The following is an 11,701-nucleotide window of genomic DNA, read 5'->3' as shown; positions in this document are numbered from 1 at the left end:
TCCAGGGAAAAGGAGGAACCGGTGGCCGCGGTCATGATCACCTGGCCGGAGCCGGCGGCCAGCAGCTCCTTGATGGCTGCGGTGATGGAGTGGTCGCCACGGCGGCCACCACCCATGATCGCCCCGGAGTGGCAGGTATCGGCCAGGAGGATCACCTTGGAGGGCAGACCGCTGATAATATCTTTAAACTCATACCAGTTCACTCCTGTCCGCCGCAGTTTCTCCGGGTCGGCATCATGGCCGAGAAAGTAGTAGTTGTGCTCATCGTTGACCCCGTGGCCGGCGATGAAGATCACCGCAGTATCACGCTGGGTCACCTCGGCCCGGAGCCAGTCCAGACCGTCAAGGATGGCATCCTTGGTCGCCCCCTGGTTGGTGACCACCCGGGTCTGTACCTGGCCGTAGAGGGATCCGGCCTGCCCCTGGAAAAGTTGCTCCACGGCCCGGACATCATCGTCGGCAAAACGCAGGTCCATGGCCGGATCCCCATAGTCCGAGACCCCCACCCCAAAGAGATAGAGCGATGGTTTATAGATCTGCTCCTGGCTCTGCTGCTTAGTGACCTCCAGGACCAGCGGATTGGAGGTTGAATAGGCGGTACGGGCAATCACGGTGACGACGTTGCTCTCCAGGGGCAGGGCAAGCTCTCGGCTGACCAGGAACCCGCCCTTGCTCTTCCTCCGCTTCAGGGCCCTGCTTTCCGCGCTGGGCCGGCCGTTGACCAGGAGCTGAATCTCGGTTATGGGATGCTTGGACTGGGGCGTGATCAGACACTGCAGCTCCAGCCGGTCCCCATCGATCTCTTGCCGGAGCTGGCTTGGTTTGATCAACTCGATCAGGGGCGGCAGGATCGAGGCGGTATCCACGGCTTCGGTCCTCCGTGAGCGGGACGCGATCCGGATGGCCTCCTCCTCGCTGCCGCTGATGATCAGGGCCTGGATGATATCGGGCCGGTAGAGGCTGGATTGAAAACGGGAGGCCGGGTAAAACCGGGCCTCCTTCTCCGGCCCACCATTAACGTGAAATCCCACGTACTTATCGCCATGGGCGCTGGCCGTGTAGTAACCGGACCGGGACCAGGCCACCCACTCGCCATCACTGCCGGCAAAGAGATTCAACAACGGATAGATCTTCTTCTTGCCCTGCCTGAGCTCACCCAGGTCCCAGAGCTTGAGGGTCTGGTCAGCAGATCCTGTCAGCAGACGATCCCCCTCAACCGCCAGGGACCAGACGGTACCGGTGTGGCCGATGAACTGGGCAAGTTCCTCACCCTTCCGGTTATAGGCGGTTAGAAAGCCATGACTCCCGCCAGAAATAACGAGACCGTCAGCAGTGAAGCCATAGACTCTATGCCGATACCCATTTGATGCCTTGCGGATAACACGCGCCTCTTCCTGATCATTCTTACTGATCACCAGGCTGGCATCAGAGTAACCATAATCACCTCCTTTGCGGTGGCTGAGGGACCAGTCCTTATACCGGGTTTCGATTCTTCGAGCTGCAATATCTGATTCACCGACAGTAAAACTGTTGAGGTCAAAACGATGCTCCAGGGGATTGCCATGTTTTTTGACACCACCCTTCCAGGTGTTTCCCCAATGCAGGCCGCCCCGATCAAGACCCGCCGCCCAGATGGCCCTTCCACTGCCTCCGATATGGCCCTGTCTTTTCCCCTCCTTCCAAAAGTAAATTTCGTTCTTATTACCACCGGCGGTAACCGCAGTGTTATCAGCCAGAAAGGCCGTGGCCATGACTAGGTTGTCATGTTTGCTGAAGCGACTCTGTTCTCGAAAACCATCGGTCACATCATAGAGAAGCGACTCAAAAGGAGAAGTGCCAGTCCCTGCCAGGAGCAGGCCCCCATCAGGGGAAAAGCTGAGCCCCGTAGGTTTGGTCGGGCTGCTGATGGTCTTGTGGAGGCGAAGATCATGATCAAAGATCAGAATCTGTTTATCGGATCGATTACCCGACACCGCCAGCCACTCCTTACTTACGGCAAGGTATTTCAAGTCATGACGGTGTTTATAGCTCTTCTTTACCCTGCCGTCCTGCCAGAGGACCAGCTGCTCGTCGTAGCCAACAGAAACCAAACGATTATCCGGAAGAAAGGCAACTCCGTAGACATCATCCGTATGTTCCTCCAGGGTCTCTTTCAAGCAAAAGTCATCCTCTACATCCCAAAGCTTGACCGTCTTATCCGCAGAGCCGGACGCCAACATGCTCCCATCCAGACTAAACACCAGATCATTGACCACGTTGGTGTGCCCCTTGAGGAGGCGATGGAGTTTACCGCTGGCAAAATCATAGATCCGAATAACATCCTCGGGTAAAAAATAGCCACCCACCGCCAACCAGCGATCATTCGGGGACAGGGCTATGGCATAGAGCTCACCATACCCAGGCCCGACCTGACCCAGAATCTTGGCCACCTCCTTGCGGGTCTTGATATCCCAAACCCGGATGGTCTTGTCATCCGAGGCAGAGATCAGGTGACGGTTATCCGAGGTAACCACCAGATCTCTGATAATACCCTTATGGCCGCCGCTATCCACGGTGAGAATCGACTCGTTCTCTGCCGCAAGGGTACTTCTCCCCTCCGAAGGAACCAACAGAAGCATGCACACCAAAAACATGCACACTCCAACAGGGCATAACAAACGATTAGCCTTCATTCCTTTTGCTCTCCTTACAGGCTGGTTGGTCCGGAAATAGTAGCTGCTCACCTGGCAGTCACCGCAAAATCAGGGACCGAGTCCGGGATGATGGTGGTGGGCTTCTGCCGGCCACCGGTGAGTTGCTTGACCCGGCGGGTCACATAGAGATCGATCTCCTTGACCGTCACCACCCGGTCCTGATCGTAATCCGCCTGCAAGCGTCCGCTGGCTGCACCAAAGCCCTCCAGCAGGGCCTTGGTAAAGGCGCCATGGCCCCATTCGGGACGTTCCAGGGAAAAGGAGGAACCGGTGGCCGCGGTCATGATCACCTGACCGGAGCCGGCGGCCAGCAGTTCCTTGATGGCCGCGGTGATGGAGTGGTCGCCACGGCGACCACCCATGATCGCACCGGAGTGGCAGGTATCGGCCAGGAGGATTACCTTGGAGGGCAGACCGCTGATAATACTTTTAAACTCATACCAGTTGACCGCTGTCCGCCGCAGTTTCTCCGGATTGGCATCATGGCCAAGGAAATAATAATCCTGGTCATTATTGACGCCATGGCCGGCGATGAAGATAACCGCGGTATCACGCTGGGTCACCTCAGCCCGGAGCCAGTCCAGGCCATCGAGAATGGCATCCTTGGTCGCCCCCTGGTTGGTGACCACCCTTGTCTGTACCCGGCCGTAGAGGGATCCGGCCTGCCCCTGGAAAAGTTGCTCCACGGCCCGGACATCATCATCGGCAAAGCGCAGGTCCATGGCCGGATCCCCATAGTCCGAGACCCCCACCCCAAAGAGGTAGAGCGAGGGTTTATAGATCTGCTCCTGGCTCTGCTGCTTAGTGATCTCCAGGACCAACGGGTTGGAGGTTGAACAGGCGGTACGGGCGATCACGGTGACGACGTTGCTCTCCAGGGGCAGGGCAAGCTCACGGCTGATCAGGATCCCGCCTTTGCTCTTCCTCCGCTTCAGGGCCCTGCTTTCCGCGGTGGGCCGGCCGTTGACCAGGAGCTGAATCTCGGTTATGGGATGCTTGGACTGGGGAGTGATCAGACACTGCAGCTCCAGCCGGTCCCCATCGATCTCTTGTCGGAGCTGGCTTGGTTTGATCAACTCGATCAGGGGCGGCAGGATCGAGGCGGTATCCACGACTTCCGTCCTCCGTGAGCGGGACGCAATCCGGATGGCCTCCTCCTCGCTGCCGCTGATGATCAAGGCCTGGATGATATCGGGTCGGTAGAGACTGGATTGAAAACGGGAGGCCGGGTAAAACCGGGCCTCCTTTTCCGGGCCGCCATTGACGTGAAAACCCACATACTTATCGCCCTGGGCACTGGCCGCATAATAACCGGACCGGGACCAGGCCACCCACTCGCCATCACTGCCTGCAAAGAGATTCAACAGCGGATAAATCTTCTTCTTGCCCTGCCTGAGCTCTCCCAGGTCCCAAAGTTTGAGGGTCTGATCATCAGAGCCTGACAGCAGCCGATCGCCCTCCACCGCCAGGGACCAAATCACACTGGTATGGCCGATGAACTGGGCTACCTCCTTGCCGTCCAGGTTATAGGCGGTTAGAAAACCATTACTTCCTCCTGAAATAACGAGACCTTCCCCGGTGAAGCCGTAGACTCTATGCCGATACCCATTCGATGATTTTCTGATGATACGCGCCTCTTCCTGATCATTCTTACTAATCACCAAGGTGGCATCAGAGTAACCATAATCACCACCCTTGCGGTGGCTGAGAGACCAGTCCTGATAAGAACTCGCTATCCTTCGGGCAGCGATATCTGAATCGCCGATGACAAAACTGTTGAGGTCAAAGCGATGTTCCAGGGGATTGGCATGCTTTTTCACATCACATTTCCAGGTCGTGCCCCAGTGCAGGCCGCCCCGATCAAGACCCGCCGCCCAGATAGCTCTGCCGCTGCCTCCAATATGGGCCAAGGCCTTGCCGTTCTTCCAGAAGTAGATTTCGTTATTAGCACCGCCGGCAGTGACGGCGGTGTTATCGGCCAGAAAGGCCGTGGCCATGGCCAGATTGTCATGCTTGCTGAAGCGACTCTGCTCACAAAAATCAGCAGTCACATCATAGACGATGGCTAGCCTGGGACTAGTGCCGGTCCCTGCCAGCAGCAGGCGCCCATCCCGGGAGAAGCTCAGGCCGGTCGGCTTGGTTGGGCTGCTGATGGTCTTATGGAGGCGAAGGTTATGGTCGAAAATCAGGATCTGCTTGTCACCCTGAGAACCGGACACCGCCAACCAATCCTTGCTCACTGCGATAAAATCAAGATCATGGCTGTGTTTATATCGCTTCTTTAGCCTGCCGTCCTGCCAGAGGATCAGCTGTTCATCATCGCCAACCGAGGCCAGGCGATTATCCGGAAGAAAGGCTACTCCATAAACAGAGTTTTGATGGCCATCCAGGGTCCTCACCAGCCGGAAGTCATCCTCTACTGCCCAAAGTTTTACCGTCTTATCCGCGGATCCCGATGCCAATACCCTGCCATCGGGGCTAAAGGCCACGTCATGAACCACGTTGGAATGACTCTTGAGGACTCGATGGAGTTTGCCACTGCTAAAATCATAGATCCGGATGACATCGTCGGGTAAAAAATAACCGCCAACAGCCAGCCAACGATCATCCGGAGAGAGGGCGATGGCAAAGACCTTCCCCTCAGAACCCAGCCCGATCTGCCCCAGGATCTTAGCCAGCTCCTTTTTCGTCTTGAGATCCCAGACCCGAATGGTCTTGTCATCCGAGGCTGAGATCAGGTAACGATTATCCGAGCTGACCAACAGACCCTTTATGATCCCCTTATGGCCGCCGCTATCCACGGTCAAAATCGGTTCGTTGCCTGCCTGGGCAAAACTCCTCTTCCCGGGCGCGAAGAGAAGCATGCACATTAAAAAGAAGCAGATCACAACAGGGGATAACAATCGACTGGCCTTCATTCTTTTTGCTCTCCTTACAGGCTGGTTGGTCCGGAAATAATAGCTGCTCATCTGGCGGTCAGCGCAAAATCAGGGACCGAGTCCGGGATGATGGTGGTGGGCTTCTGTCGGCCGCCGGTGAGCTGCTTGACCCGCCGGGTCACATAGAGATCGATCTCCTTGACCGTCACCACCCGGTCCTGATCATAATCCGCCTCCAAGCGGCCGCTAGCGGCACCAAAGCCCTCCAGCAGGGCCTTGGTAAAGGCGCCATGGCCCCATTCGGGACGTTCCAGGGAAAAAGAGGAGCCGGTGGCCGCGGTCATGATCACCTGGCCGGAGCCTGCTGCCAGCAGCTCCTTGATGGCCGCGGTGATGGAGTGGTCCCCACGGCGGCCACCACCCATGATCGCCCCGGAGTGGCAGGTGTCGGCCAGGAGGATCACCTTGGAGGGCAGCCCGCTGATGATATCTTTAAACTCATACCAGTTGACCGCTGTCCGCCGCAGTTTCTCCGGGTTGGCATCATGGCCGAGAAAGTAGTAGTTGTGCTCATCGTTGACTCCGTGGCCGGCGATGAAGATCACCGCGGTATCACGCTGGGTCACCTCGGCCCGGAGCCAGTCCAAGCCGTCAAGGATGGCGTCCTTGGTCGCCTCCTGGTTGGTGACCACCCGGGTCTGTACCCGGCCGTAGAGGGAGCCGGCCTGGCCCTGGAAGAGCTGTTCCACGGCCAGGACATCATCATCGGCAAAGCGCAGGTCCATGGTCGGATCGCCATAGTCCGAGACCCCCACCCCAAAGAGATAGAGCGATGGTTTATAAATCTGCGCTTGGCTCTGTTGCTTAGTGATCTCCAGGACCAGCGGGTTGGAGGTTGAATAGGCGGTACGGGCGATCACCGTGACGACGTTGCTCTCCAGGGGCAGGGAAAGCTCACGGCTGACCAGGAACCCGCCTTTGCTCTTCCTCCGCTTCAAAGCCCTGCTTTCCGCGGTGGGCCGGCCGTTGACCAGGAGTTGGATCTCGGTGATGGGATGCTTGGACTGGGGGGTGATCAGACACTGCAGCTCCAGCCGGTCCCCCTGGACCTGATGTCGGAGCTGGCTTGGCTTGATCAACTCGATCAGAGGCGGCAGGATCGAGGCGGTATCCACGACTTCGGTCCTCCGTGAGCGGCCGGCAATCCGGATGGCCTCCTCCTCGCTGCCGCTGCGGATCAGGGCCTGGATGATATCGGGCCGGTAGAGACTGGCCTGAAAACGGGAGGCCGGATAAAACCGGGCCTCCTTCTCCGGGCCGCCATTGACGTGAAAGCCCACATACTTGTCCCCCTGGGCGCTGGCCGTATAGTAACCGGACCGTGACCAAGCCACCCACTCACCATCATTACCTGCAAAAAAATTGAGCAGCGGATAAATCTTCTTCTTGCCCTGCCTGAGCTCTCCCAAGTCCCAGAGCTTGAGGGTCTGGTCGACAGAGCCAGACAGCAACCGATCGCCCTCGACCGCCAAAGACCAGACTGTACCGGTATGACCGATGAACTGAGCGAGCTGCTCTCCCTTCCTGTTATAGGCAGCGAGAGCGCCATGAGCACCACCGGAGAGAATGTTACCGTCAGCTGTAAAACCATAAACTAGATGCCGCAATCCACCTGATGATTTACGGGTAATAGTCGCCTCTTCTTGCCCAGCCCTGCTAATCACCAAGATGGCATCACCATAGCCGTATGCGCCTCCCTTCCGATGACTGAGCGACCAATCCTGATAAGAGGGATTAATTCTTCGGGCTGCGATATCTGAGTCACCGACTGAAAAACTGTTGAGGTCAAAACGATGTTCCAGAGGATTGGCATGTTTTTTTACACTCTGTTTCCAGGTCGTCCCCCAGTGCAGGCCACCCCGATCAAGCCCAACCGCCCAGATGGATCCGCCGCTGCCTGCAATATGGGCCAAGGCCTTGCCGTTCTTCCAGAAGTAGACATCCTTATTATCGCCGCCAGCGGTGACCGCAGTGTTATCGGCCAGAAAGGTCGTCGCCATGGCCAGGTTGTCATGTTTGCCGAAACGACTCTGCTTACGAAAATCAGCGGTCACATCATAGAGAAGCGACTCAAAAGGAGAAGTGCCAGTCCCTGCCAGCAGCAGGCGCCCATCACGGGAGAAGCTCAGGCCAGTCGGCTTGGTCGGGCTGCTGATGGTCTTGTGGAGGCGAAGGTTATGGTCGAAAATCAGGATCTGCTTGTCTCCCTGAGAACCGGACACCGCCAACCACTCCTTGCTCACTGCAATAAAATCAAGATCATGGCTGTGTTTATAACGCTTCTTTATCCTGCCGTCTTGCCAGAGGATCAGCTGTTCATCATCACCGACAGAAACGACTCGATTGTCCGCTAAAAATTGGACACCGTAGACATCATCCTGATGCCCCTTCAGGCTCGACTTCAAACGGAAATCATCCGCTACGGTCCAAAGCTTGACCGTCTTATCCGCAGAGCTGGATGCCAGCAAACTGCCATCGGGACTAAAGGCCAGATCCTGGACCACGTTGGTATGACTCTTGAGGACTCGATGGAGCGTACCGCTGGCAAAATCATAAATGCGAATACGCTCACCACCTCCACTGTTAATATACCCCCCCACCGCCAGCCAGCGATCATCCGGAGAGAGGGCGATGGCAAAGATCTTCCCCTCTGAGCCAGCCCCTATCTGCCCCAGGATCTTGGCCACCTCTTTTTTCGTCTTGATATCCCAGACCCGGATGGTCTTGTCATCCGAGGCTGAGATCAGGTAACGATTATCCGAGCTGACCACCAGGTCTTGAATTCTTCCCCTATGGCCGCCGGTATCCACGGTCAAAACGGGTTCGTTCCCTGCCTGGACACCGTTCCTCTGCACAGGCGCGAAGAGGAGGGTGCACATCAAAAAAAAGCAGATCACAACAGGGCATAACAAGCGATTGGCCTTCATTCTTTTTGCTCTCCTTACAGGCTGGTTGATCCGGAAATAATGGCTGCTCATCTGGCGGTCAGCGCAAAATCAGGAACCGAGTCCGGGATGATGGTGGTGGGTTTCTGTCGGCCGCCGGTGAGCTGCTTGACCCGCCGGGTCACATAGAGATCGATCTCCTTGACCGTCACCACCCGGTCCTGATCGTAATCCGCCTGCAAGCGGCCGCTGGCTGCACCAAAGCCCTCCAGCAGGGCCTTGGTAAAGGCGCCATGGCCCCATTCGGGACGTTCCAGGGAAAAGGAGGACCCGGTGGCCGCGGTCATGATCACCTGGCCGGAGCCTGCGGCCAGCAGCTCCTTGATGGCTGCGGTGATGGAGTGGTCGCCACGGCGGCCACCACCCATGATCGCCCCGGAGTGGCAGGTATCGGCCAGGAGGATAACCTTGGAGGGCAGGCCGCTGATGATATCTTTAAAATCACGCCAATTCACCCCTGTACGCCGCAGCTTATCAGGATTACTGTCGTGACCGAGAAAGTAATAGTTCATTTCATCGTTGACCCCGTGGCCGGCAATGAAGATCACCGCGGTATCACGTTGGGTCACCTCGGCCTGGAGCCAGTCCAACCCGTCAAGAATGGCCCCCCGGGTCGCCTCCTGGTTGGTGACCACCCGGGTCTGCACCCTGCCGTAGAGGGAGCCGGCCTGGCTCTGGAAGAGCTGCTCCACGGCCCGGACATCATCGTCGGCAAAGCGCAGGTCCATGGCCGGATCGCCATAGTCCGAGACTCCCACCCCAAAGAGGTAGAGCGAGGGTTTATAGATCTGCTCCTGGCTCTGCTGCTTAGTGATCTCCAGGACCAGCGGGTTGGAGGCCGAATAGGCGGTGCGGGCAATCACGGTGACGACGTTGCTCTCCAGGGGCAGGGCAAGCTCACGACTGACCAGGATCCCGCCTTTGCTCTTCCTCCGCTTCAGAGCCCTGCTTTCCGCGGTGGGCCGGCCGTTGACCAGGAGTTGGATCTCGGTGATGGGATGCTTGGACTGGGGGGTAATCAGACACTCCAGCTCCAGCCGGTCCCCATCGATCTCCTGTCGGAGCTGGGTTGGCTTGATCAACTCGATCAGGGGCGGCAGGATCGAGGCGGTATCCACGACTTCGGTCCTCCGTGAGCGGGAGGCAATCCGGATGGCCTCCTCCTCGCTGCCGCTGATGATCAGAGCCTGGATGATATCGGGCCGGTAGAGACTGGATTGAAAACGGGAGGCCGGATAAAACCGGGCCTCCTTCTCCGGGCCGCCATTGACGTGAAAGCCCACATACCTATCCCCCTGGGCACTGGCCGCATAGTAGCCGGACCGGGACCAGGCCACCCATTCGCCATCACTGCCTGCAAAAAAATTGAGCAAAGGGTAGATCTTCTTGCCCTGCCTGAGTTCACCCAGGTCCCAGAGCTTGAGGGTCTGATCACCAGAACCTGACAACAGCCGATCGCCCTCCACCGCCAGGGACCAAACCTCACCGGTATGACCGATAAACTGGGCGAGTTGCTCCCCCTTTCGGTTATAGGCAGCAAGAAAGCCATTGGCACCACCTGAGATAACAAAACCTTCACTGGTAAAACCATATACTCTATGCCGATAACCGCTTGATCCCTTACGGGTGACACGAGCCTCTTCCTGCCCAGCCCTGTTAATCACCAGGGTGGCATCACTGTAGCCGTATGCGCCTCCCTTCCGATGACTCAGGGACCAATCCTGATATCGAGTTTCGATTCTTTGGGCTGCAGTATCTGATTCACCGACAGTAAAGCTGCTCAGGTCGAGACGGTACGTCAGGGGATTGGCATGTTTTTTTACGCTTTGTTTCCAGGTCGTACCCCAGTGCAGGCCGCCTCGATCAAGGCCCCCCCCCCAGATGGCCCTGCCGCTGCCTCCAATATGGCCCAGTGCCTTCCCGTTCTTCCAGAAGTAAATTTCGTTATTAGTGCCACCTGCGGTGACCGCGGTGTTGTCAGCCAGAAAGGCCGTGGCCATGGCCAGATTGTCATGTTCACTGAAGCGGCTCTGTTCTCGAAAATCAGCGGCCACATCATAGACGATGGCTACCCTGGGAACAGTGCCGGTTCCAGCCAGGAGCAGGCGGCCGTCTCGGGAGAAGCTGAGCCCGATCGGATTAGTCGGGCTGCTGATGGTCTTATGGAGGTGGAGCCCATGGTCAAAGACCAGGATCTGGGTATCCGATTGGGCACCGGATACCGCCAGCCACTCCTTGCTCACGGCAATATAATCAAGATCATGGCTATGTTTATAGCTCTTCTTTAGCCTGCCATCCTGCCAGAGGATCAACTGCTCATCATCGCCTACAGAAACAACTCGATTGTCGGGTAAAAATCGGACACCGTAGACATCATCCTGATGCCCTTCCAGACTCGCCTCTAAACGGAATTCTTCCATTACGTCCCAGACTTTTACGGTCTTATCCGCTGACCCGGATGCCAGCAGGCTGCCATCGGCACTAAAGGCCAAATCAATGACCACGTTGGTATGACTCTTTAGGACTCGATGGAGCCTACCACTGGCAAAATCATAGATCCGAATTTTATGCGCTTCTTCATCTGCTCCTGCTTTCTTGCCGGTAAACCGCCCTAAATACCCTCCCACGGCCAGCCAGCGATCATCCGGAGAGAGGGCGATGGCAAAGATCTTTCCCTCTGAGCCCGGCCCGATCTGCCCCAGGATCTTGGCCACCTCCCTTTTCGTCTTGATATCCCAGACCCGGATGGTCTTGTCATCAGAGGCAGAGATCAGGTAACGGTTATCAGAGCTGACCACCAGGTCATTTATGATGCCCTTATGCCCGCCGCTATCAACGATGAGGACCGGTTCGCTCCCGGCCGCAGCAAAGCTCCTCTGTAGAGGAGCCAGCAGAAGCGGCACCCCCAACAACAAACAGATTGCAACAGGCCATAACAATCGGTTCTTCTTCCTCATCTTTGCTCTCCCCGTGCGCTGATAGATCCTGTAAAATGAGTTCCTCATCTGGCAGTCAGCGCAAAATCAGGGACCGAGTCCGGGATGATGGTGGTGGGTTTCTGTCGGCCGCCGGTGAGCTGCTTGACCCGCCGGGTCACATAGAGATCGATCTCCTTGACCGTCAC

4 protein-coding genes are annotated in these 11,701 nt (G+C 57.1%); all 4 read right to left on the bottom strand.

Annotated features, from left to right (window positions below):
• The coding region (locus G494_RS0114205) for a caspase family protein (protein WP_028585068.1) at positions 1 to 2,633 on the bottom strand (2,633 nt) is incomplete at its 3' end.
• 86 nt (positions 2,634 to 2,719) lie between these two features.
• Entirely contained in the window at positions 2,720 to 5,611 is a 2,892-nt protein-coding gene (locus tag G494_RS23650; RefSeq protein ID WP_051305720.1) for a caspase family protein, read from the bottom strand.
• 47 nt (positions 5,612 to 5,658) lie between these two features.
• On the bottom strand, positions 5,659 to 8,442 hold the full coding sequence (locus tag G494_RS0114190) for a caspase family protein (protein WP_232362560.1): 2,784 nt from the start codon (positions 8,440 to 8,442) through the stop codon (positions 5,659 to 5,661).
• 164 nt (positions 8,443 to 8,606) lie between these two features.
• On the bottom strand, positions 8,607 to 11,534 hold the full coding sequence (locus G494_RS0114185) for a caspase family protein (RefSeq protein ID WP_161629998.1): 2,928 nt from the start codon (positions 11,532 to 11,534) through the stop codon (positions 8,607 to 8,609).
• Positions 11,535 to 11,701: the final 167 nt, after the last annotated feature.

This window comes from Desulfogranum mediterraneum DSM 13871, from assembly GCF_000429965.1.
In the GTDB taxonomy this organism is placed as follows: Bacteria; Desulfobacterota; Desulfobulbia; order Desulfobulbales; family Desulfobulbaceae; genus Desulfogranum; species Desulfogranum mediterraneum.
The sequence above is the reverse complement of the archived record's forward strand: the minus strand, read 5'-3'. Positions and strand labels throughout refer to the sequence as shown.